A 24592-nucleotide genomic window follows, 5' to 3' on the forward strand; every position below is an offset into this window, starting at 1 on the left:
TCTAATGCTTGGAGTTTTTCTTGTTTTGGGGTTTATTATAGGGGCTGGACTTTTAGGAAGGTTAATTTTTCTTGCGATATTTGATTTGTTTATCAAACCAGAAGACGATTACACATCCTATAAGCCGCCAACCATTATAGATAAATCCGTACATCACCATTACCACGATAACCGAACGGTCAACCTTATTAATACTAAAGAACCCGTTGTTACAATTAAGAAGGAATCAAACACTTCTGATAATGTAGACTTAGAATAAGCGGTTTAATGGTATTGCACATATTTGATACAATACCATCCTTCCAATTACACCAAGGCTATTTCATGCTTACTATTTCCGTTGATAGTACTTTTGATTAGTTTACCCCTCACTAACCTATTATTTAATTCAAATTCAAAAAGTCCGTACCAGTTGGGGATGTACTCACCATTTACAAAAGTTTTACCTTCCAACTGTTCTACTGTTTCGGGATATACAAACCCGTCAAAAGTCATTAACTGACCATTTATAAAAGGCTCTCCCAAGTCTTTATTGAGTACGCTTGAATTTTCAGAAACACCATCAAGTATTAAACTAGTGTAACAGTTTGAAGATGCAAATGTTAAATGACCATAAGGCTCTCCGTATACGCTTGTGGCTATTAACCTACTGTGTCTTTTTAAGCAATTAAAAGGAGTTAGCAATAAGTTTCCAGTTGTTTCAGGTGAAAAAATACCGCCAGATGGTAGTTCTGAAAAATCATCTTGCCAAGTCCTTAAATAATATGCAGTACCCACTTTTTTTAAATGCCTAAAGAATAAATCTTGATCGTAGGGGGTATCTTCGTCCTGAAACAATCTTGATGGTTTTATCCTAGCAAGTTCGTAGGCTTCCAGATCCGCCCTGATCTTGCTTACCTTTGAGTAAGTGTTTGCGGGTTGGTCTTTTAAAGAGGTGTTATACTCCGCTTTACCATGTGGTGCTGTAAGTCCAAAAACTTCCTCATATCCGCTCCCCCCTTTTTCGTATCCTATCTCTACTTTAGTGTAAAAGTTATCGGTTAAAAATGTCCTCTTGGCATTGCTTGCCGATATGTATTGAAATTGATTATTAACCGTCCTACCCAACTTAACCCCTACAAAGTCCTGTTGTGTATATTCGTATTTTTCAAGCCTGAAATATTCCTTTCCGTTTACTTCCTCTATTGACCACATTAAAGGCAAAGCCATATAATAAGATTCGTAGGCATCCTTTAGGCTTGTGTTGAATTGTTTAAATGGTATCAGTTCCCCATTAGCATCTTTTCTTTGTGTTCCTAAATCAAAACCCCTAGCCCAGAAACCAGAACCTACACCCAATAATGACCACTCCCCATCTTCGTTATATCCTATATCTTGTCTGCCGAATAGATTGGATTTAAACAGCCCCTTTTCTCCTGTAATCTTCTCTAAAAGCCTGTCGAATATCTCATGTGGTAATAGTGTCTTTGCTTCCGAACTTGGGAATATAGAACTGCTCTCAATTGTTAAAGCCGTGTCTTGGTATTCCCATTTGACCGTTGGACTACCGCCCCCGCTATTATGAACATGGCAGACAATAGCAACACTTTCGCCCTCTTGCAATGAAATAGGGTAATCATCAAATATTACCTCCCCTTCGTTCAAAGTACCGCCCGTATCAACAAGCCCTAATTGTGTCCTGCTACCATCCACATATACCAATACATCTGCAACCTTTTTATATCTTACCTCTTCGATTTCAAGATACCCCGCATTCGTATCCAATATCCTGACCAATATCTTCCCGTTAAGCGTCAATGTCTTGTTTTGGTCTGCATCGAAATAAAGCAAAGTGCCTACGCTTCCTTCTTGGTATGTGTCACTTGAATAATAAACTTTATCACTACCTTCCGAAGTCCCGTCTATGTGTCCAGGGTCACTAGTTGCGTCGTTCTTTAATTGAAAAGGTACTGCCCTAACAGTATCTTCACCGCTGCCTGTAAAAGTTACTTCCTGCGCCACATAATCATCTACCTCCAATTCTGTTTTACGGTAAATTTCACGGCCTGTCACTTGCTCGGTGATCGTTGATAATTCGGTTATATCCTTGTTGTCGGCACTTTTAGTATTTACCAGATCGTAGGTATTTGAAATCCTTGACCTAACCCTGTCATAAAGCCCACCTTGAGTAAAAGGTACGGAAAACAGTCTTTTGCCGTTAGATTCATTGAACTCGCCTAACATTAAATCGAGATTGTAGGTTTGCGATTCCCAATCCTCCCCGATTTTCGTTTTACTTTTTGCCCTCTTTGTTATTGCTGCCTTTACACTGTACCCATAAACATTGATCAGTCCGTCTATGTAATTAACCCCCTCCCCGACTATCTCGACCTTTGTGTTTATCTTTCGTAAAGTCCCCCCCCCTTCGCTATCACGCTCAAATGCTTTATCATCATTATCCCAATTAAGAACATCTTCTTTTAATTCAAGAGGTTCCCTGTTTTCGCTTGACAGTTCAAAAACATGGTTGTTGTCATTGTGCCCTAAATTTCCCATAGTATTATTATTTATTTGATATTATTATTATTATTATTATTATTTAGAATCGTTTTAAATAGGTGACCTAAAAAACCTACCCGTAATATACCCGTTGTGTCTAATGGGCCTTTCCTAAGAATTCCTAAGATTACGGCATTGCAATAAGCGGATTGCCTAAACTGATCAATCGCACTAAGGTTACACTAAGGATATTTAAAAACCCTCGCCCTAATCTTACCAATTCTTACCAATTCACGAAGCCTTGCCGTAATCGTGCCGTAATATTCACTAGACCTTGAATCCGTAGATTTCCGTAGTTATTCCTTAGGGAAACCTTAGGAAACCCTCGCCCTACCCTAACGTAACCCTAACGTAGTTTTGATAAAAGAACAATCGACAACCTTACCGTAACCTTACCGTTGTTATCAGATTAAATATCATTGTTTACCCTTACGGTAATATTACGGTTCTACATGGGTAACCCTCGTTGTAATCTCGTTGTTCAACCTTGAGGTGTAAATCATTCGAGTATTTTCGAGTAAATTTATAGGTCATACATTGTAACTTGTCAACATTAAACCTTAGGGTAATCTTAGGGATGTTGCCTTGGTATTTTCAATATTACTTGGTTGGTTGTATCGGTCGTAATGCCAAAACAACCTCCATTACAACAACAAACACAAACTAAACAACTCAAAACCAACATCTTAATATTTATTATTACAACCGTTACGACCAAAACCGAATGACTAATTATATTCTATAATAATTATTTAGATATTTGATTCTTATTAAATTTAAAATCTCCCGCGAATAACTTTAAAAAGGTTGTCATGGTTGTAATTAACCCTTGCAATACCCTTTAAATCAAATACTTTAATATTTAAAATCGGTTGTAATATGGTTGTAAAATCATTACATCCATTACGACCACAAACATTAAAACCAACCAGAATTAAATCCCTTTCATCCATTTTCTATCACCTTTTGAATAACAGTAAGGAAGTTTATTATGATTTATGTATGTATTAATTAATCCCTTAACATTGTTCTTATGAAAATATCCTTCAAACTTTAATGGGTTCTCATGGTGTTTGTACAGTTCTAAAAACCGACCGACCGTAAACCCTTCTGTATCATTTTTTATAAGGTTAAAAATCCGTTCAAACTCATCAAGAACAACATCACTATTGAAGTTTGCTCTAAAATTATCTTCAACTTTATCGTACTCTATCCGCTGCAAACCCTCATTCATGTAGAGACCAACGCAATAAAAGACGAACCTATAAAAGCGATTCCACTCAATATCATCCCAATCCTGAAAAAGGGTGTGCCCAAAAACTTGTTCCGGCCTATTGTTTAGATTAAAATAACTACTGAATTTATATTCGTAAAACCGCCTGTTCGTTGAATTACTATCTTCGTCGTACCTAACCGACCAGTTAGTTGTAATTACGAATTTCGGGCTTTCCTCAAATGTTATTGCCTGAGCTGCCTTTCCTTTGCGCTGACAGTTAATCCCGCCTACAATATTGGTGTAAAGGTCATCATATTTAAAAGCTGCAGGGACATCATCCAGGATGTAAACCTTTCTACTTTTATCCAAGTCTGCGAAATTATGGGTGTATTTAGGGTCAAACTCATTCCCCCCTTTTAGTATTGTTGGTTGGACATAGGAAACCGCCTTGGTTAGTATAGTTTTTCCCCGCCCACCATTTCTACTAGAATCATCAGCGCCCTCATCACTTAGTATTATTGCAGGGCTAAATGATTGATCCTTGTAGGTATGGCATAAATACCCGAACATTGCGCAGAAGTTGGATAGTATTTTGCTATCCGTGTTTGTCAACTCTTCTTTTCTGGGGTCCTTGCCTATACATGCCATAGTAAGAAACAATTGAAAAATACTTGCATCAGAATCCCCATCGTAATTAAAATCAACATCTTGTGTGGCGTGAGGAGCAAAAAACCCGTCAACCAAACCATAAGGGACTATTCTTATTTCATTATCAATATGGGTGTACCTGGCAAAACCATTTTTAAAGGGCAGGCCAAAGTATTCTTTACTATCGGAATGATATTTTAAAAGCTTCGATGGTATTAATAAATACCCTCCTGTAATTGCACTAAAATTGTCTCGAGCTATTCTGTTCTCTACTTCATCCGTACAAAATTCATTGATGTTTTCCTTAAGATATGGCAGCGTATCAGTTTTGTAATTAAAGGGTGACACCACATTACGCGTATCCTTAAAAATGGTTATTTTGTCGTTATCTGGCTCTGAAATCCTTATAAAGTTTTCTTGGATAAAAAAGTCGGAGTATTTCTTCGGTGTTGTCACCAACTCACCTTTGTTATTATAGCTATAGAAAGTAGTGATTTCATTAACTATAGCTGGCTTAATGTTCTCCTTGATTGAAAAATTAATTTGTCCAAATCTTAAGTTCTCGCATTGTACTTCTTCTTTTACAAAAACACCATCATGCAGCCTAACATAATCCACTAGTCCATTAGAAAGTACAAATTCATTTATTGCCTTTTCCTCATAACAAACAAGCTCCCTGAACATCAAACCTTTATTGTTAAACCTTTCTATAGTTATTACTTCATTGGTTCTACCATTGTAAATAGGTCTTAACTGTGATCTGACTTTTTCGATATTACTATTATCGATACCCTTATGGGTATTAAGCAAAGTATTAAATTGAACCTTGTCCAGTAAACTGTAGACATCCGTTTTCCTGCCACTAATCCCCAACTCTATATCAATGAAAGTGGGGTATGCCCTCTCTATATCATACTCCTTGACAATAAATGGAAGCTCCCCTCTTAAAACACTTGGAATCGAGGTTAAGGGATTGTATTCCCTATGATCATTACGCTTTACATTAAAACTAATATCATATTCAATAAGGTAAACACCATTGAGCTTAAGCATCATAAAAAGTACATAGGATTTATACGCTTCTATATTAAATGGGTTATAACCACCTTTATTTAAGTCAGCTTTCCTGTAATAACTTCTTAACTTGTTAATATCGTGCTTAAAATATTTAACATTAAGTTCCTTACCTTTGACATAGGAATCCATATACTTAAAGTAATCATTGCCATTTAAAGGATTGCTATCAATAAAAGCAATATAACTTACCATGCATTCATCAAGGTTTGTTCTATGTCCCAATGACCTCTGAACCGCATCAAAATAACCAAATGAGTATTTTTTACTTTGAGATTCCCTTTTAATGCGTTTTATGAAATCATCCTTCCACTTCTTAACGATTGACTTGTAACTATATTTATTTATCGGAACAAATTCCTCAACTACCATTTTTTCTTTACTAAGAACCATTATCTCAACTTTAATTCGTTCCTATCTACCAAATTAGGATCGTCCCATATTTCTGGATTAGTTGAAAGAAATTGAACGTTTGCCGAACCAGTAGCCGGACATCTTCCAAAGCCAACGACCTTGAGTTCTCCCTTATCCTCCAGTAAAAATTTTACTTGACAAATATATTTTTGTGGTATACTTGTAATCTTACTTACATAGGCAGCCGTAGAAGTATTACTATACAGGAATCTCTTTATCCTATTGGAATATTCTTCTCTAAATACCATTGGACTGTAAGGAATACCAAATTGCATACTAACAGATGGTTGTTCCAATTTTGATATGTATGGAGATTGCCTAACAAAGGCTTTTAATAGTTCTAAATTTTCATTATATTTGACCTTATCACCGTTAGAAGATTTTAGGTCATTAGAATTCGTTGTTCTCATGGCCTTTTTTATTTTTTAGATGATAAAAGATTGTCTAATTCGTCGGATATTTCTGAATTGGACTTAATTTTCCCTTGCTTTAACCAAGCGTCTATTTCAGACTTCAAAAAGATTAATTTCTTTCCCCTTTTATGAAAAGGCAACCCGCTAGTAGGATTTTGGGTGTAGCTGTAAAATGTTGCTTTTGCTCTTTTCTCGGGATCATATTTCACTAATTCGTCTAAGTCCATCCATTTATCCTCGTTCACATTGGAGGATACTGTTTGACTTAACAATAATGAAATAATTCTATCAGCTTTCGCTAATAAGTCCGTTGTTGCCCTAGGCAAATCATTGTGTGTAAGTGCTTCCATTGCTGTACTATTTTAATTAATAATACCCCAATGGTAAGAAGTGGTTTTGGTGGTCTAAAAAGTGTTTTTGGTGTTTTTGGTGAACACCCTTAAAACCTATGCTTTTGTATGGAAATATTTATAAAGTGTAGTCTTAATGTGGTTATTCTCATCATATCCAGCATCTTGATAAATTGAAATATGTTGTTTAGCAAATTTTAAATATGTAGTAGGTAAGTTTTTAGGAAAAGTACCCAGAACACCATTAACATGATGATATAAACTTTTTAACATCCATCCGAATTTTTTAACGTTAGGACTTGATTTAAAAGTAATAATCTCATTTGTATACCGAAATGCCCCATTGTTAAAATAATATTTCAATGAATTAACCAATAACAAGTAATTTTTTTCGGACATGTTATCTTTGAAAACTTCCAAATACTCTTCAATAGTTGATTCTATGAAATTAATCGAAGATTTGAAATCGGTATTATTGAAATCGTTTACAGATAAATAATCATCATTTCGCTCATCTGATTTTTCCTTTTTTAAATTACCATTAAGACTACTATCGAATAATCCTGGTACTTCTATAAATAACTCTTCAAAACGATTGGTCAAAGCTGAATAATAGCCTATAGACTGAATTCCCAAAAGGGACATTTTATTAGGAAAGTAGTCTTTAACAAATCTACACCCTAGGAGCTTGATATCCGGTTTATATTGAAAAGGTGCTATAAAAATTTCTTCTTTATTATAAAGAGCCGTAATAGACATACGCCATCTTTCAAAATCGTCGCCCAATCTTTTATTAGGTGCTAAGTGATATTCATTCAGATAAGCCTTGATACCCTTTATTGCTCCTTTGAGATAATATGCTTTAAATAAATTACGATCTAAAACAGTTCCTTTTTCAGATAAAAAAAACATTTCATCGTCACCAAAAAAAATCAATGCAAGGTCAGGATGATAGATAGGGGTTTCCTTAAGGTAGTCTACACAAATACCATTTTGATTCTTTTCTACCCAATTGTCATAAACAGAATCGTCATTTAATAATGACTTAGCTTTTTTAAAAATAGATCGTAAATCGACCATCTCCTTTTCATAAGGCTTAACATCTTCTATGTTCATTTAAAAATTCATTAATTTGTCCGAAAACTCCTTTTTCTTATCGTCCTCAAACCCATCAAAATAATTTTGGGTCACTCTAGTATCACTATGGTTCAAAGCTTCGCTAATCAGCTCTATGCTAGCCCCTATATTGATCATGTTGGTAGCGTAGGAATGTCTAGCCCAATACGTACTTAAGCCTTCAGGAAAATCATATTCTTTTGCAATACGTTTTAACTGTTGATTGGTAGCCCGTATAAAATTGTTCACCTTTCTAAATATTTTCTCTGGGGAATCTCCATCTTCCAAAATAGGAAAGACATAAGATTTATCACCTCGATACTCAGTTTTATACTTATCAAGTATCTTTTGAGACAAATCGTTGATCTTAAAAGTGATTTTCTTTTTATTGGTCCTCTTTTTAATCTTTGTCTTTTCCCTGTAATAAGATATTTCTCCTTGATCTATGTTTTCAAACTTAAGCATTGCAATATCCTTAAAATTCATTCCACTACAGGCATAACTAAAAAACCAGTAATCTCTGGCCCTTTCTTGTAAGGGTGGTAATATAGCGTGATAAAAAAGCTCTACCTGGCTCCTGATAAGTGTTTTCTTTACTTTCTTTTCCTCAGGTATCTCATACTTCTTTTTCCCAAATGGATAATATCTCTTATCTAGATCATTATCAGAAATGGCATTATTGAATATAACCCTTAAAGTACGTGTGTATATTGCAACGGTGGTAACACTTCGTCCAAGATCATCGATCATGTAACTTTCATAATCGTGCAGCCATTTAGGGGTAACCTCAACGAATGTTAAAGACTCTTTGGAAACTTTGGTTCTTTGGGCTTCATACTTCATTAAAGATACTAGGGCAGAATTATAACTTTCAGCAGCCCCTATTCTGCCTTTTTTTCTAAATTCCGAAATAGCCTTGTTAAAATGATAGACGACACTTATTTTATCGGAAGATTTTCTTCTTAGTTTTTGCTCGAAGGTTTTAAAATCAAAATAATCCAAGGATTTAGCAGATTCCTCTGCCCTATCGCTTAAGTTCATCAACATTTGATAGTTCTCCCTATCGTTACCTTTCAATTTATTGGGGTTCTTTTTGCTTTCCCATGAATTTAAAAAATCATCTTCCGTCATTTCAACACCCGTAGTAACTCTTTTAGCCTTTTTAAGGTCGTTTACCCAAACTCTGACCTTAACGGGAAACTTGCCATTTTTAAGTTGCCTACGCTTATCCTGTACGATTGATATTTTATAATCCATGACAACTATTTTAATTTGCCCACAATTTACCCATATTTGCCCACAAAAACAATAAATAAACCAATAATAACCATATATTTATTAACTTATAAACCCCTTGTTATCAACTAAAAACGTGGTATTTAGATATAAACACATAACAACAATAATAAATAACTTATGATTACGGCTCAGAAGGTTACTGGTTTGAATCCAGTCGAGGTCACCACAAGCAAGAAACCACGTCTTTTTAGACGTGGTTCTTTTTTTTATGGAAAAATGGAGTTTACTCAAAATTTTGGAATAAAAAAAAGAACAAGCAGCGATAGCTGCGTGGTTTCTTATTTGCAAGACGGAGCTCAATGGAAAACCGCAGGTAATCCTGGTAAGGGTAACGAATAAGTCAACAAAAAGTTGAAAACAAAGCAAGCTATAAAACATAGCTTGCTTTTGTTTTTTAGCTTGTGAAGTTTTCTTTTGTTGACTTTCAAAGCGGAGCTTTTCTGGTTCACGAGCGAAGCGAGTACTCCAGTGTTATAAAACAAGCATTAAAACCCCATCCATAAGGTTATTGAAATCCCTCCTCTTCAATGTGGACCTTTTCTGGTTCACGAGCGAAGCGAGTACTCCAGTGTTATAAAACAAGCATTAAAACTCAATCCATAAGGTAATTGAAATTCCTCCTCTTCAAAGCGGAGCTTTTCTGGTTCACGAGCGAAGCGAGTACTCCAGTGTTATAAAACAAGTATTAAAACCCAATCCATAAGATAATTGAAATTCCTCCTCTTCAAAGCGGAGCTTTTCTGGTTCACGAGCGAAGCGAGTACTCCAGTGCGATAAAACAACCATTAAAACGAGCCCCATGGCTATTGAAATCCCTCACCTTCAAAGTCGAGTTTTAATGGTCCATGAGCCAAGCGAGTATTCCTAATAAAATTACTCTAAACCAAAAGTATTACCCAAATATATTGACCAAACAGCCCACCTTTGAGCTACAAAATCTACTGTGTCCTTTACGCATTGACCAACGTTAATTTGTTGGACCATGTCATTAACATTCGCTTCGCCATAATACCAACCTTAAAAAGTATCAAGATTATTCTTAATTCTGAGTTTTAATAAAAGATTATTTTTATTATGACATTTATCATTTTATAGCCAAATCCAATCTTCTAACTTTTCCGGTTCAAATTATTTTTGATCTTATGGATTTAAAAGAAAGAATCAACGAGTTAAGGCACGAAAAAAATGCCGTAATTCTCGCGCATTATTACCAGCGCGATGAAATACAAGAAATCGCCGATTATGTTGGGGATAGTTTGGGGCTTTCACAAAGGGTCGCTGAAACCGATGCCTCTATAATTGTATTTGCCGGGGTACACTTTATGGCAGAGACTGCAAAAATCCTAAATCCGACTAAAAAAGTGCTGTTGCCCGACTTAAACGCAGGTTGTTCGTTGGCAGATTCTTGTCCGCCAGAGGCATTTTCAAAATTCATAAAAGCACACCCCGATCACCTGGTTATTACATATATTAATTGTTCTGCAGAAATTAAAGCAATGAGCGACATTGTATGTACCTCCTCCAATGCCTTAAAAATAGTTGAGTCCGTACCTATGGACAGACCAATTATTTTTGCGCCCGACAAAAATTTGGGGCACTATATAAGCAAAAAAACGGGACGTAATCTATTGCTGTGGGACGGCTCCTGTGTAGTACACGAGGCTTTTTCCGTAGATAAGCTCTTGGCTCTCTATAAGATCTATCCCGAATCAAAAATAATAGCCCATCCCGAATCAGAGGAACACATCTTGGATCTTGCCAACTACATTGGTTCCACTTCAGGAATGATCAATTATGTAAAAACCCATCCCAAGGAACAGTTTATTGTTGCCACGGAAGCTGGTATTTTACACAAAATGCAACTAGAGGTCCCTACTACCGTACTTATTCCGGCTCCAGCAGAGGAAGATAACACCTGTGCCTGCAGTGAATGTGCTTATATGAAAGTTAATACCCTTCAAAAAATCTATGACTGCCTTTTAAATGAAACGCCACAAATTGAAGTACAAAAAGACATAAGGTTACGTGCATTACAACCTATTCAAAGAATGTTGGAATTATCGATATAGGATGGTACATGCAAATTTTCTTGTTATAGGCTCGGGAGTGGCAGGATTGACATACGCCGTAAAAATTGCCCAGAGATTTCCCAATAAGACCGTAATTATAGTCACTAAGGCAGAGGAGCAAGAATCCAACACAAAATATGCCCAAGGCGGTGTTGCAGTAGTATTGGATTTAGAGGAAGATTCTTTTCAGAAACACATTAAAGACACCTTGGTTGCAGGAGACGGATTATGTGATGAGGCAGTGGTTGAAATGGTCATAAAGGAAGGTCCTCAACGGCTTAAGGAATTAATACTTTGGGGTGCAAGTTTTGATATTAATGATTCTGGTAGGCTAGATTTAGGAATCGAAGGAGGACACTCGGAATACCGTGTGGTGCACCATAAGGATATTACCGGGTTGGAGATAGAGCGTGTATTGCTGCAAGAAATTCATAAATTATCGAATGTCACCGTTTTATCCTATCATTTTGTATTGGACCTCATTACGGAACATCATCTTAATATTCCGGAATCCAAAAACATATCCTGTTACGGAGCTTATGTATTAGACCAAAAGACAGAAGAAATAATTACGATAAGAGCAGATAGCACATTATTGGCATCGGGCGGCATAGGTAGCGTTTATGGTCATACCACAAATCCTGCAATAGCAACAGGAGACGGAATAGCAATGGCCTATAGGGCAAAAGCTAAAATTAAGGATATGGAGTTTGTACAGTTTCATCCCACGGCCCTGTATAGCAATAAAAATGGGCGCTCTTTTCTGATTTCCGAAGCGGTCAGGGGTTTAGGTGCCTTCTTACGAAATAAAAGTGGACATAGGTTTATGCCAACTTACGATGATAGGGCAGAATTGGCCTCTAGGGATATCGTATCCCAGAGTATTGACAAAGAGTTGAAAAAATCCGGGGATACCCATGTCTTTTTAGACTGCACCCACCTAGATATCGATGTCTTCAAAAATCATTTTCCAAATATTTATGAAGAATGTTTGACCAACCATATTGATATTGAAAAGGATTGGATTCCAGTAGCCCCAGCTTCACACTACTTATGTGGTGGCATTGTCGTGGATAAGAACGGAAAAACTTCAGTAGCCAACTTATATGCCTGCGGCGAATGCTCTAGAACAGGATTGCACGGAGCCAACAGGTTGGCATCCAATTCCCTATTGGAAGCTTTAGTTTACGCCCATAATATTTTTGAATATCAAACTGCACATCCAGTAGACCCCGTCTACACTTCAATTCCCGAATGGAATGATGAAGGAACTAGCTTGACCAAGGAATATGTTCTCATCCAACACAACCTTATACAGTTGCAGGCACTCATGCGGGACTATGTAGGAATTGTAAGGAGCAACAACCGTTTAATAAAAGCTGTTCGTCATCTTGATCTAATTTACAATGAGGTCGAGGAACTTTATAAAGGCGTAAAAATCAACACAGCGCTCTGTGAATTAAGAAACATGGTGAATGTAGCGCATTTAATTATTCATCAATCCTTGGAAAGAAAGGATAATAAAGGTGGTTATTACAATGTAGACAATGTACGGACAGGTAAAGATAGCCTGATAAAAGATCTACTGTAAATCTTTACAAAAATTCTAAAATTGTAACAATGGAAAAACATAGTCAAAGTACGGTACCTCTAATATATTCCTGTTCCGGCTGTAGCAATGTGGCGCAATTGGCGAACGATATTGCCGTAAAAATAAATTCCGATGGTATTGCTGAGATGTCCTGTATAGCTGGGGTTGGCGGCAAAGTCAAATCACTTGTAAAAAAGGCCAGATCAAATAGGCCGATAGTTGTTATTGACGGATGCCCTCTTCAATGTGCCAAAGAATGTCTTAAGAATATTGACATCGAACCTAATGAACATATCATTTTAACGGATTATGATCTAAAGAAAAAATATAATGTCAATTTAAGATTGGATGATAGCTTGGATATTTTTGAGCAAATTGTAAAAAAAATTAACAAGCTGTAAATACGGAGGCCGTCTGCAATTGTTGATTAATAGCTGTTGTGGTTTACCTTTCCCTCCATGAACCTCCACCCATAGAAGCGAATTAAAACAATGTTCCTTTTTTAACAGAATTTACTTTTAATAACCTCCTAAAACCTAGCCCCATTCTGGGAAATTTAATGGCAGATTTTGAAAACAAAAAAACGCCCATTCTTACGAAGGGCGTTCCTTAATATAAAATATAAAACTTATAGCGCAGCTATTTGCTTTGTCAACTTGCTCTTCAAGTTTGCAGCCTTATTGGAATGGATAATATTGCGCTTAGCCAATCTATCGATCATACTTACCACGCTTGGCAACAAAGTCTCAGCAGCTTTCTTATCCTCCTCTGTACGCAATCTTCTAATCGCGTTACGAGTTGTTTTGTGCTGGTACCTGTTACGTAACCTTACCGCTTCGTTCCTTCTAATCCTCTTTAATGCTGACTTATGATTTGCCATTTTCTATTTAATTAATTTTTTAGTGGGATAAACCCCGAAATCTACTGTGTAGTCCGTAGGGGAATCGAACCCCTGTTACCAGGATGAAAACCTGGCGTCCTAACCCCTAGACGAACGGACCATTTTTTGGCTTTAAGTATTGAAACAATTTTAACATCGAAATCAATACCCCAAAATTTCAAAATAACTTTAGTAGTCCGTAGGGGAATCGAACCCCTGTTACCAGGATGAAAACCTGGCGTCCTAACCCCTAGACGAACGGACCATTAAATCGCATAATTGCGGATGCAAAAATACAATTATTTTTTACTATCGCAAGACCTAAATAAAATTTTTTAAAATCTTTTAATATGCCTTGGCAAAAAGCACTCTTTTTGAGGATGGTTTTCCTGTCACCATACACACTCCAGCTTCCTCTTTTGCATCTATCGGAATACAGCGAATAGTAGCTTTTGTTTGCTCTTTGACCAATTCTTCCGTTTCCGAAGTCCCATCCCAATGTGCCGACAAGAATCCTCCTTTCTTTTCCAGAACATCCTTAAATTCTTCATAAGAATTCACCTCAGTAATGTGAGTTCTTCTATGTTCCAAGGCCTTATTGTGAATATTTGTCTGAATATCCTCCATCAAAAATTCAATTTTAGCCACTACGTCATCGGCATTTACGGTTTCTTTTTCAAAAGTATCCCTTCTAGCTATCTCAAAAGTGCCATTATCCATATCCCGCTGTCCTATGGCCAAACGAACCGGCACTCCTTTTAACTCGTACTCATTGAACTTAAATCCTGGCTTGTGGGTATCCCTGTTATCGTATTTTACCGAGATTCCTTTAGAGCGTAATTCCTTAACCAAAGGAGCTACTCTTTCTGAAATAGCATCCAATTGATCTTCCCCTTTATAAATTGGAACAATCACCACTTGTATTGGAGCCAGTTTTGGAGGCAAAACAAGTCCGTTATCATCGCTATGAGTCATAATCAACGCCCCCATTAGTCTAGTGGAAACTCCCCAAGAAGTTGCCCAAACATATTCTTGCACTCCTTCCTTCGTCGCAAATTTCACATCAAAAGCCTTTGCGAAATTTTGTCCGAGGAAATGGGACGTACCTGCCTGCAAAGCTTTACCATCTTGCATTAAAGCCTCTATACAATAGGTTTCCAAAGCTCCTGCAAAACGCTCACTGGCTGTTTTAGTCCCTTTTATGACCGGCATGGCCATGTAATTTTCTGCAAATTCCGCATAAACATTCATCATTAGTTCCGCTTCTGCTATGGCTTCCTTTTCCGTAGCATGTGCGGTATGACCCTCTTGCCATAAAAATTCTGCCGTTCGCAAGAATAGGCGCGTACGCATTTCCCAACGCACCACATTGGCCCATTGATTGATCAATAGTGGTAGATCGCGATAAGACTGGATCCATCTTCTATAGGTGTCCCAAATAATGGTTTCCGAAGTTGGCCTAACAATAAGCTCTTCCTCCAACTTGGCATCAGGGTCCACAATTATACCACTACCATCTTCCGCATTCTTCAATCTATAGTGTGTTACTACAGCACATTCCTTGGCAAAGCCCTCCACATGACTAGCCTCTTTGCTCAAGTAAGATTTAGGTATAAATAAAGGGAAATAGGCATTCTCATGTCCTGTTTCCTTGAACATTTTATCTAATTGGGCCTGTATCTTTTCCCAAATCGCGTAACCATAGGGTTTAATGACCATACAGCCCCTAACCCCAGAATTTTCTGCTAAATCCGCTTTTACAACAAGTTCATTATACCATTTGGAATAATCCTCTGCTCTTTTCGTTAAATTTTTACCCATACTAGTAAGTTTGGCACAAAACTTGCGACCTTATATTTAAATAAAATAGTTCGGCAAAACTAACTATTTTTACAATGTTCAACAATTAAATTTACAGCGATGATACATTCTCTACCCCACCGAAGAATACATATTGCAGCAACTGTTGTAATTCTTAGCATAGTATTGGCATCTTGCGGTTCTTATCAACAAGCTTCATACTACGATAATGACGGCATCTATTCAGATAGAATCGAAAGAACTGAGCAAGTTCGCGTTACCAATCCGCCAAGAAACCAACAAGTTACTCCTCAACAGAATACCTATGGTGATTTTTTTGGACAAAAAGCCGATGAGTATGGAGAAATCCTGGATAACGAAGTATTCACAGATGTTGATGGATATTATAGCAATGTAGAAAACGACAGCCTGAATATGAATCAGGACCGGGGTTACGATGGCAACTATAATGATTATAACGGTTATGGCTCTTGGGGAGATAACACTACAAGCGTTAGTATAAACATACACGACAACTGGGGCTGGGGAGGCTCACCATATGGATGGGGATACGGCGGTTTATACGGTGGCTACTATGGCGGTAATTACGGATACCACAATCCATGGAGATGGAACCGATACGGATCGGGTTGGAACAACTGGGGCTGGGGAGGTTACGGTTATTCCTATGGTTGGGGAGGCTATTATAGTCCTTACTACTATTCCCCTTACTACTCTCGATATTATAACAACCCTTATTACTATTCCCATAATAGGTTTGGCAATAATTACAACAACAGAAATTATGCTTATAGCGCCAGCAGGAGAGGTGTTTACAACTCTAATCCCGCTTTAAGAAGCACTGCCTTAAGAGGTAGATCCAATTTAAATACTACCAGTCCTTCAAGCACTAGTAGATACAGAAGCACTACTACTTCCCGAAGCAACATCAACCGAAGCAGCACCACATCACGGAGCAATGTAGGGGTTGATGCCTTGGAAAGAAACCGTTCTTACCGCACCAGCAGAAGTACAAGGGCAGTGCCTAGATATAATAGCAGTTCAAGAAGCAATCAGACGTATAGAAGCGGTACACCTAACAGTAGCACCTATAAAGGCACAGCACCCAGAACCTCTACATATAGAAGTTCTAGCAGCAGTCCTTCAAGGTCGTCCAATGGAACCTACAGAAGCTCTAGTCCAACAAAATCATCTAGTGGAACTTATAGAAGTAACTCTAGCAGTACTCCATCAAGATCATCCAGCGGTAGCGTAAGAAGTTCTAGTAGCTCTAGTAGTTCCAGCGGTAACGTGAGAAGTTCTAGCAGTTCTTCTTCTTCAAGATCGTCATCTTCTAGCAGTAGAAGTAGTGGTAGACGCAACTAAACAATATGGCCCCTAATTTCAATAAAAACTTTCTAAAATAATTAAAATGAAAAGGAATCACACTTTCATTCTACTATTGGTATGTGCCTTCGCCAGCGCCCAGAACATTAATGATGTTTTAAGGTTGAATGGGGAAAGCTCTTACGGATCCGCTCGTTTTCAAGGATTAAATGGTGCTTTTGGCGCTTTGGGAGGTGATTTATCATCTCTAAATATAAATCCTGCAGGTTCTGCCGTTTTTAACAACAGCTTATTGTCCTTTACGGGATCAAATTACAATGTTAAAAATGATGCCACCTATTTCAACAGCAGCTCCAGCACCTCATTGAACTCAGTAGATCTTAATCAAATAGGAGGTGTTTTTGTATTTAAAAGCACCAACAGCAGCTCTCCATGGAAAAAGGTTTCATTGGCATTTAATTATGATCTAATTAAAAATTTTGATGACGATGTCTTTGTTTCTGGCAATAGCGATCAAGGTATTGACAATTACTTTTTAGATTTAGCCAATGGAGTACCATTGGGACCAATTTTAAGACAGGACGATGAATTTATAGAAGAGGCCTATCTAGATATTGGTGCAAATTTAGGCTTTGTGGACCAACAGGCGTTTTTAGGTTACTATGGCGGTATTATAGATCCTGTGGATTTCTCGGACGACAACAATACCGATTACCTCTCCAACGCCAAATACAGTAATGTTAACCAGAATTACTCGCAAAGTAGTTCGGGATATAATAGTAAGTTTACCGCTAACCTGGCCTCACAGTATGGCGACAATCTATATGTGGGAGCCTCCATGAACATTCACAGTGTATTTCTGGATAAACTTACCCAATTGACCGAAAGAGGTTTCGATACTGATTCGGATATTCAAAACATAAGCTTCGACAACTTTCTAAGAACTCAAGGGAGTGGTTTCTCCTTTAGTGCAGGGGCCATTGGAAAATTAAATGAAAATTTTCGAATTGGCGCTAGTTACCAATCCCCTACTTGGTACAGGTTGTCTGATGAAACCTCTCAAAAAATAAATTCTAATCTGGCAGATGGTGATATTTCATACATCAACTTTAATATCATTAACGTTTTTGAAGATTACACAATAAAAATACCTGCTAAATTAACCGGCAGCTTAGCTATTATTTTTGGCCAGGATGGACTTATAAGTTTTGATTATGGATATCAAGACATGTCAAAGGCTGAATTAAGACCTGGTTCAGACCCAAGTTTTGCCTCAGAAAACAACTATATATCGGACAAATTAAGTACTGTTTCTACTTTTAGATTGGGTGGGGAGTACCGTATTCAAGCGCTTAGCTTAAGGGCTGGTTATAGATTTGAACAAAGTCCGTATGCCAATGGAGGAACCATAGGCGATTTAAATGGTTATTCTGGTGGTCTTGGTTATAATTTTGGAGGAAGCAGGCTAGACCTATCCTATAACTACGCCACCCAGGACATTAACAAACAACTTTTTGATATTGGCCTTCCTACCCCGGCCAGCATTACCAATAAGAACTCAGTGATCAGCTTAGGCTATACCTTGAACTTTTAACGAGCACAGTATTTTAGAAACAAAAAAGACGGGCAAATCCCGTCTTTTTTGTTTCTAATCTTTATAACAGCTATCGCTTCAATGTAAAGTGGGTCCTAATAGCTCGCGCCACTATAATACCATCTTCATCACGGGAATAATCCATCCTAAACCAATAATCCGATGATGGCATAGGCCTTCCATTGAAAGTACCGTCCCACCCAATAGTGGTTTCATCTATCTGTTTCAGCAATTTTCCGTAGCGATCAAATATAAACACTACAGGATCGATCAGGGTAGAGATTCCATATACATTCCAACGGTCATGTATACCATCGGCATTGGGTGTAAAAAACTTGGGATACCCGACCACTAAAAATTCTATGGGCTCCGTAATACCGCAGCCATTTTTATCGTTTATAATAACCGTATTTACGCCTGGCGGCACATTGTTAAAAACGGGATCATCCTGAAATTCCCCTCCATTTATAGCGTATTCATAACTCCCCTCTGGCCTCAACATTACAAATTCCACAATATTATTATCGGAAAGATCATCCCTAACGATTACTTCCTGTAAAACCGGGGTTCCAAAAAAGGTGATTAGTATATTATCACCTACATCATTTCCAAAACTGTTGGTCAGTTCTACAAAATAGCGTCCAGAATTGGGGCTGCTCACCACCAATTCGGCATTGGAAGGTCCGGATCCCAGCAAGGTGGCATCAATAACGCCATCGTCCTCATAATCTACAGTCCAAACAACAGTTGCAATATCAGGTCCAAAAGGAGAATTTTGTGCAGATAAGGTGATGTCCGGATCACCCTCACAAGCAATTATATCCAATCCTAAAAATTCGTCACGTAAGGTACAATCCAACGCATTATCTTGATCGGCATCAACCGAACTACCCGTAAAAGTCAATGAAAATTGCTCGGCATCATCATCGAAATTGGTGTTGAAATTATTAATGAAAATATAGTAGATTTCTCCTGGGAGTACATCTAACCATTCGTCATATGTGTTTTGGCTTTGCTTTAAAAAAGGAGCACCCACATCCCCATTCTCCGGATTAATCCCTATTCCTGTGAAACGCGTATTATTGGCTTCATAATTGCAACGGATAGGTTCTGATCCACTTCCTATAATCGAACAGAAATTTTGCCCACTGGTCTGATCATAAGGACCATAAACCGCAAAGTCCCACTCCGCTGTTATTGTAGTACCCGTTACCGGCAAAGCCTCAATGTCAAAACCTACCTGACCGCCTGTACCTGCTCTAAAAACGAACCAAGAGGTGTTGTTTTCGATATTCGCAGAACTTACACTTCCTTTCTCCAAACAACCACTTTGCCTAATTACATCAGGATCAAAATCGTCTATATCACCACTGCCATCAACAATTGGCATAATTGGCTGGCCATCTGCACAAACAGGAATGGCACTCCTACAATCAGGTGAATTTTGGGCACGTATATTACTGACAAACAGAAATATAAGACATATAGAACAGGTAAATGTTCGCATAGGTTTTGGGGCTAAATATATACTTAAGTCAAGTATAATAACTCTTATGAAAAAGATTTAGTATAAATGGGGTATAATTTATCACAAAAACTGAGGTAACCCCCGTTGCCTCTGAAAGCAACAATCCTTCAATGAATGAGAATCTTTAGATAATGTGTCTCACCGAAATGGGTGAATTTAGTTTCAACAAACAACCAAGACCGTTATCGGACTATTGCCCATTATCGCTTTAAAGAGAAATGATTATTAACATACTTTGCGGTTGTACGTTGCCCATTGTGATCCAAAAAGCTCAACTTAAACCAATAATCGTCCGAAGGTAATGCCACTCCATTATAAGTTCCGTCCCAACCCAAACTATTACGGGATAGTTGTTTAAGCAACTTCCCATACCTATCATAAACAAAAAGCATTGGTTCTTCCAAACTGGAAATACCTACAATATTCCATATGTCATTGGCCCCATCCCCATTTGGGGTAAAAAATTTAGGAAACCCCACCACAACTATGCTTTCTGTAGCAGTCCCACAACCATTCATATCATTTAACGTTATTTTATGTGCACCGGGAAGTACGTTATAAAAAATATTTTCCTCCTGATATTTCCCATCATCCAAACGATATTCAAAATCACCTTCCCTATCCGGTATAATAGTAATGGTATTGCTATCCTGTAAATCATCAACAACGACCTCCTTAATATGCGGTGTCTTGGAAGCATAGACGGTAATCACAAAAGTATTGTCGCAGGTAGATTCACCAAGTTTATCACTTATTGTCAAGGAATATTCACCTCCTTGAGTAACTGTTATATTGGAAGTTATTTCGCCAGTACTCCATTGATAATTATAGTCCGTATCCGGGGACGACACTCCAATAACAGCACTAAGTTCCCCTTCACAAAGAAATACCTCCAAAGGAAAATCAGGCACCAAAGGTATATGTGCCGTTAATTTAAAGTCTTGGGAAGCATCATAACATCTAGGATTCTGCACTGAGGTGGCCCTAATGTAAATCTGTTGTTCCCCTGACACTAATTTATATTCCAAAGACAGTGCATTTATTCCTGCATCAGCATTACCGCTAGTCGCATGATAGGATATAATAACCTCTCCTGCGGATTGTCCACCCAAGGCCATTTGGTCCTTTTCACTAAAATTAAAGTATTCGGCATCCAAGCAGGTGTTTTCATCATTTACAGGGAATGTCGTTGGTGCTGTAGAAAAACCCACCTGAACATCACTGATAATATTATTCTGGGATTGGGTAATGACCTCCACCCTGTAAAAGGCTGCATCCAAGACCGTAAGGGTAGCGGAACTCTCTCCAAGAATTTGGGTATATCCGTTCCCCACATCCTTGTACCAAGTATAGCTCACCACATCAGCCGTAGTGGCATCCAAAACAATGTTTTCGTTGTTACAAGCAGCGATGGGTGGCCCCAAAAGATTGCTGATAATTGAACAGTCCAAGGCATCAAAAGGGTTGGATACAAAAATTTGACCTGTGAATTGTATAGAAAATCCGGAATTGATATTACTAAAATTATTGACCAACAAGTAATAATCCTCACCGGGCAAAACCTCCAACCACTCCTCATACTGTACATTGTTGGCAGCTCCTTTTGGGTCCTCTCCTACACCAATAAAACTATTGGCCTCCCTATTATCAAAGAAATTACATCTTATCGGGTCACCTAGAGAATTACAATTACTGGCCCTATAAAGTGCAAAATCCCAATCTTCATTGGTGTCAAAACCTATATTAAAACCCAATTGACCAGAAGCATTTGTCCTAAATCTATACCAGGCAGCATTGGATTCTATTGACCCAGAACCTGTTTTTTCCAAACAACCAGATGCTACAGCCCCATTAAAATCGTCCGAACCAAAACCTGTGGTACCACCATTGACTGGTGTGTTATTGCAAATAGGTACTGCATTTGAACAATCTTGAGCCACTTGAGCCATGGCCAAATTGGCACCTAGAAACCAAATACAACCAAAAATGACGACCAACCTGTTCATGAATACCTACAAAATTTGGGAATTTCAAAAGTAACCCCCTCATCTAGTTAACACTAATTTATGTTGTGTAACGAAGCAAACATGGTATAAAGTGGCATTTAATGTATATCTTTGCTGCCTTAAAAAGCAATATTTTAATGAAAATTAATAACGCATTGGAAAAGCATTTTGAAGAGTTAGGAGACGATCATGTTTCCGCTGCTGAAGACACACCTTTACGTAAGGATGCATTTGTGCTAAGTGATGAAGAAAAAATAGCCCGTATAAGGGGTAGCGTAAACGAAATAATGTTGACCTTGGGCTTAGACCTAGAGGACGATAGCCTAAAGGGTACCCCGAATAGGGTAGCCAAAATGTTCGTTCAAGAAATTTTTGGAGGACTAAATCCAAAACGGCGACCGAAATCATCCACTTTCGACAACAAGTATAAGTACGGCGAAATGTTGGTGGAAAAAAACATTACATTATACTCTACCTGTGAACACCACTTACTACCCATAGTTGGTAAAGCACACGTAGCTTATATTTCCAAAGGCACCGTGGTTGGCCTATCAAAAATGAACAGGATCGTTGATTTTTATGCCAAAAGACCGCAGGTTCAAGAGCGACTTACCATTCAGATTGTCAGGGAACTTCAAGAAGTTTTAGGCACGGAAGATGTCGCCTGTGTTATAGATGCCAAACATTTATGTGTAAATTCCCGTGGTATACGTGATATCGAAAGCAGTACAGTAACCGCCGAATACGGGGGTAAATTTAAAAATGATACCGTTAGACGAGAATTTTTGGACTATATCAACATTGAAACTAAATTCTAATTGCCCCGCCTTAAAATGCCATTGTACCAAAGTCAAAAATTAAAAGTTTACAATTCCCTTTCTGGAAAAAAGGAAGATTTTGAACCGTTAAGCGAAAGTCATGTGGGAATGTACGTCTGTGGACCAACCGTTTACAGCAATGTGCATTTGGGTAACTGCCGAACCTTCATGTCTTTCGATATGATCTTTAGGTATTTAAAACATCTGGGATATAAGGTTCGCTATGTACGAAATATTACGGACGCCGGACATTTGGAGAATGATGCCGAAGACGGCGAGGATAAGATTGCGAAAAAAGCGCGATTGGAACAATTGGAGCCGATGGAAGTGGTACAGCAGTACACCTTGGATTTTCACAATATCCTTCAAAAATTCAATTTATTACCCCCTAGCATCGAACCTACTGCAACGGGACATATCATTGAACAAATTGAAATCATAAAGAATATTCTAGAAAAAGGATATGCTTATGAAATTAATGGTTCTGTTTATTTTGATGTTGAAAAATTCAACAAAACCTATGAGTACGGCAAGCTAAGCGGGAGGAAATTGGAAGATATGATTGCCAATACGCGTGAATTGGCCGCACAGGACGAAAAAAAGAGTCCACAAGATTTTGCCTTATGGAAAAAGGCCGAGGTGCAGCATATCATGAGATGGCCTTCTCCCTGGGGAGATGGTTTTCCCGGCTGGCATTTGGAATGCACCGCCATGAGCACAAAATACCTCGGAGAAACTTTTGACATTCATGGTGGCGGTATGGACCTTAAATTTCCACATCATGAATGTGAAATTGCCCAAGCTGAAGCTAGCAACGGGCATGCGCCGGTAAAATACTGGCTCCACGCCAACATGCTTACCTTGAATGGCAAAAAAATGGCCAAGTCTACAGGGAACAATATCTTACCCAACGAAATGTTTTCTGGAGAGAATAACATCCTTAGCAAACCATACACACCATCTGTAGTCCGCTTTTTTATGATGCAGGCACATTATACGAGTATATTGGACCTAAGCAATGAGGCACTTTTGGCTTCTGAAAAAGGCTATCAAAAACTGATGGATGCAATTGGCGCCCTCGAAAACCTACCTACATCTTCATTATCCACCTTTAGTGTAGAGGGATGGAAACAGAAAGGGTATGATGCCATGAACGATGATTTTAATACTCCAATGCTTACTGCCAATTTATTTGAAGTAGTAAAGCACATCAACTTAATTAAAGAAGGCAAAGAAACCATAACTGAAAAGGACAAGGAGCTTTTAATAGAGACTATGCATATTTTTGCTTTTAACTTATTGGGATTGGAAAATCAGAATAATGCTGCACTAAATTCGGATAAATTAGGCGATGTTGTTGGGCTATTGATCCAATTGAGGAACGAAGCACGAGCCAATAAGGATTTTTCCACATCAGACAAAATAAGGGACCAATTAGCAGAGATGGGCATTCAGTTGAATGATGGCAAAGACGGCACTACCTTCAGCCTATCTTAAATTAGGCAGTATCTTTTTAAAGCTATGGTATGTATAAAATTATTTTTTCCCTTTCCAATCGAAATAATTAAATTTTTTGTGCGAAAGTGAAGTGTTTGATTCCGGAAGAAAATTTTTATTAAGGTCATTTTCCAATTAATACAAAATTCTAAATAGATGAAAAAAGCATTAATTGCCCCCTTTATCCTATTGGTAAAGTTTTACCAGAATTTTATCTCACCGCTTACCCCTGCCTCATGCCGCTATTCCCCCACATGTTCACAATACACTTTGGAAGCATTGCAAAAGCACGGTTTATTCAAAGGAGGTTGGCTCTCCATAAAAAGAATTTTTAGCTGTCAACCATGGGGAGGAAGTGGGTACGACCCTGTTCCATAATTGGTTAATCACGAAC

Annotated in this window: 19 protein-coding genes and 2 tRNA genes; 9 read left to right on the forward strand and 12 right to left on the reverse strand. The window is 38.0% G+C overall.

Translation table 11 applies throughout. The features are described 5' to 3' along the window. Positions 1-306 precede the first annotated feature (306 nt). The 6 genes from CWD90_RS01165 to CWD90_RS01190 all read right to left on the reverse strand — a co-directional run bounded on the left by CWD90_RS01165 (position 307) and on the right by CWD90_RS01190 (position 9026). The gene (locus CWD90_RS01165) at positions 307-2535 is read right to left on the reverse strand and encodes a hypothetical protein (protein ID WP_103474090.1); all 2229 of its coding nucleotides are present in this window, start codon (positions 2533-2535) and stop codon (positions 307-309) included. A 937-nt stretch (positions 2536-3472) separates the two neighbouring features. Beyond that, a complete protein-coding gene (locus CWD90_RS01170) occupies positions 3473-5869 on the reverse strand; it encodes a hypothetical protein (protein WP_103474091.1) in 2397 nt (798 codons plus the stop codon). Then, on the reverse strand, positions 5869-6300 hold the full coding sequence (locus CWD90_RS01175; protein ID WP_103474092.1) for a hypothetical protein: 432 nt from the start codon (positions 6298-6300) through the stop codon (positions 5869-5871). Before CWD90_RS01175 ends, CWD90_RS01170 begins: the two co-directional genes overlap by 1 nt. 8 nt (positions 6301-6308) lie before the next feature. Then, a complete protein-coding gene (locus CWD90_RS01180) occupies positions 6309-6653 on the reverse strand; it encodes a helix-turn-helix transcriptional regulator (protein ID WP_103474093.1) in 345 nt (114 codons plus the stop codon). A 96-nt stretch (positions 6654-6749) separates the two neighbouring features. Then, positions 6750-7769, reverse strand: a complete 1020-nt coding sequence (locus CWD90_RS01185) for a hypothetical protein (RefSeq protein ID WP_103474094.1) — start codon at positions 7767-7769, stop codon at positions 6750-6752. Then, positions 7770-9026 carry a tyrosine-type recombinase/integrase gene (locus tag CWD90_RS01190; protein WP_103474095.1) on the reverse strand — a complete coding sequence of 419 codons (1257 nt, stop codon included), beginning with the start codon at positions 9024-9026 and terminating at the stop codon, positions 7770-7772. Between the two features lie 159 nt (positions 9027-9185). On the opposite strand from CWD90_RS01190, the gene CWD90_RS01195 reads away from it, so the two are divergent. From CWD90_RS01195 to CWD90_RS01210, 4 genes are all read left to right on the forward strand, one after another. Next, positions 9186-9407 (forward strand): hypothetical protein, encoded by a 222-nt coding sequence (locus CWD90_RS01195; protein ID WP_103474096.1) that lies wholly within the window; start codon positions 9186-9188, stop codon positions 9405-9407. Positions 9408-10210: 803 nt separating this feature from the next. After that, positions 10211-11137, forward strand: a complete 927-nt coding sequence (gene nadA, locus CWD90_RS01200; RefSeq protein ID WP_103474097.1) for a quinolinate synthase NadA — start codon at positions 10211-10213, stop codon at positions 11135-11137. Between the two features lies 1 nt (position 11138). Next, positions 11139-12728: an L-aspartate oxidase gene (gene nadB / locus CWD90_RS01205; protein WP_103474098.1), complete on the forward strand. Its 1590-nt coding sequence runs from the start codon at positions 11139-11141 to the stop codon at positions 12726-12728. Between the two features lie 29 nt (positions 12729-12757). After that, on the forward strand, positions 12758-13129 hold the full coding sequence (locus tag CWD90_RS01210) for a putative zinc-binding protein (protein ID WP_103474099.1): 372 nt from the start codon (positions 12758-12760) through the stop codon (positions 13127-13129). 227 nt (positions 13130-13356) lie between these two features. Here CWD90_RS01210 and rpsT read toward each other — a convergent pair whose 3' ends face one another. From rpsT to proS, 4 genes are all read right to left on the reverse strand, one after another. After that, a complete protein-coding gene (rpsT, locus tag CWD90_RS01215; RefSeq protein ID WP_103474100.1) occupies positions 13357-13608 on the reverse strand; it encodes a 30S ribosomal protein S20 in 252 nt (83 codons plus the stop codon). A gap of 49 nt (positions 13609-13657) precedes the next feature. Then, positions 13658-13729: transfer RNA gene (locus CWD90_RS01220), tRNA-Glu, on the reverse strand. Positions 13730-13801: 72 nt separating this feature from the next. Then, positions 13802-13873 (reverse strand) — tRNA-Glu (locus CWD90_RS01225). Positions 13874-13953: 80 nt separating this feature from the next. After that, positions 13954-15429 carry a proline--tRNA ligase gene (gene proS / locus CWD90_RS01230; RefSeq protein ID WP_103474101.1) on the reverse strand — a complete coding sequence of 492 codons (1476 nt, stop codon included), beginning with the start codon at positions 15427-15429 and terminating at the stop codon, positions 13954-13956. 99 nt (positions 15430-15528) lie between these two features. Between proS and CWD90_RS22945 the strand changes: the two genes are divergently transcribed. Beyond that, positions 15529-16794, forward strand: coding sequence for a hypothetical protein (locus tag CWD90_RS22945; protein WP_157941142.1), 1266 nt, complete (start codon positions 15529-15531; stop codon positions 16792-16794). A 46-nt stretch (positions 16795-16840) separates the two neighbouring features. Then, positions 16841-18349, forward strand: a complete 1509-nt coding sequence (locus CWD90_RS01250; RefSeq protein ID WP_103474105.1) for an OmpP1/FadL family transporter — start codon at positions 16841-16843, stop codon at positions 18347-18349. A gap of 70 nt (positions 18350-18419) precedes the next feature. On the opposite strand, the gene CWD90_RS01255 is transcribed toward CWD90_RS01250, so the two are convergent. Beyond that, positions 18420-19856, reverse strand: a complete 1437-nt coding sequence (locus CWD90_RS01255) for a T9SS type B sorting domain-containing protein (RefSeq protein WP_103474106.1) — start codon at positions 19854-19856, stop codon at positions 18420-18422. Positions 19857-20077: 221 nt separating this feature from the next. After that, positions 20078-21883, reverse strand: coding sequence for a T9SS type B sorting domain-containing protein (locus tag CWD90_RS01260; protein WP_103474107.1), 1806 nt, complete (start codon positions 21881-21883; stop codon positions 20078-20080). Between the two features lie 137 nt (positions 21884-22020). Here CWD90_RS01260 and folE point away from each other — a divergent pair, with 137 nt between their 5' ends. From folE to yidD, 3 genes are all read left to right on the forward strand, one after another. Continuing rightward, complete coding sequence (gene folE / locus CWD90_RS01265) at positions 22021-22701, forward strand: GTP cyclohydrolase I FolE (protein WP_103474234.1); 681 nt, start codon at positions 22021-22023, stop codon at positions 22699-22701. Between the two features lie 15 nt (positions 22702-22716). Next, positions 22717-24198: a cysteine--tRNA ligase gene (cysS, locus tag CWD90_RS01270; protein ID WP_103474108.1), complete on the forward strand. Its 1482-nt coding sequence runs from the start codon at positions 22717-22719 to the stop codon at positions 24196-24198. Positions 24199-24354: 156 nt separating this feature from the next. Next, positions 24355-24576: a membrane protein insertion efficiency factor YidD gene (gene yidD / locus CWD90_RS01275; RefSeq protein ID WP_103474109.1), complete on the forward strand. Its 222-nt coding sequence runs from the start codon at positions 24355-24357 to the stop codon at positions 24574-24576. The last annotated feature ends 16 nt before the right edge of the window (positions 24577-24592 follow it).

Origin of the sequence: Arenibacter catalasegens (assembly GCF_002909235.1) — a bacterium.
GTDB classification, from domain to species: Bacteria; Bacteroidota; Bacteroidia; order Flavobacteriales; family Flavobacteriaceae; genus Arenibacter; species Arenibacter catalasegens.